Source organism: Chryseobacterium sp. 27AL (assembly GCF_057815395.1).
The window spans coordinates 1-513 of sequence record NZ_JBYRIW010000044.1 but is presented as its reverse complement, the minus strand read 5'-3'; the positions used below and the strand labels follow the sequence as shown (position 1 = coordinate 513).

Annotated in this window: 1 pseudogene; it reads right to left on the bottom strand. The window is 48.7% G+C overall.

Annotated elements, in window-relative coordinates:
• Positions 1-513: pseudogene (locus tag AC3WV0_RS18130) on the bottom strand (hypothetical protein); the annotation flags it as partial.

The following is a 513-nucleotide window of genomic DNA, read 5'->3' as shown; positions in this document are numbered from 1 at the left end:
TCTCCTCTTAAGAAAGTTGTCGCAGTAGCTCCTGCGGGAAGCTTGGCTACGGTTACTGCATTATTGGCAATTTTCGATGTTGTTACGGCGTTAGCTGCTATGGTGGTGGCTCCGGTATTGGAAATGGCGACATCTCCTGTCGGACTTACGGCCGTGGCCACATTAGAGGCACTTCCCACCAAGATGTTTCCACTGGCAAGCGAAGTGCTTACTGTATTTCCTGTAGAGATTTTCTGCCAATTCGTTCCATCGAAATAATAATATCCTGCAGTGGTAATATTGGCTGTTGGCCCGGTAGGGTTAGTGTCGGCTGAAGAGGCATAAACAATAAGCCCTGTCTGGTTTGCTCCATAAACTCCCGCTGCTGTGGCAGTATGGATGTTATTACCGGATAATTGAGGGATGATGAGTCCTTCGGGTTTGGTTCCGCTGGTTTTGGCGGTAATGTCGAGGGTTGCTTTTGGGGAAGTATTATTAATCCCCACCTGAGCGAATGCGGTCATGCTGAACAGC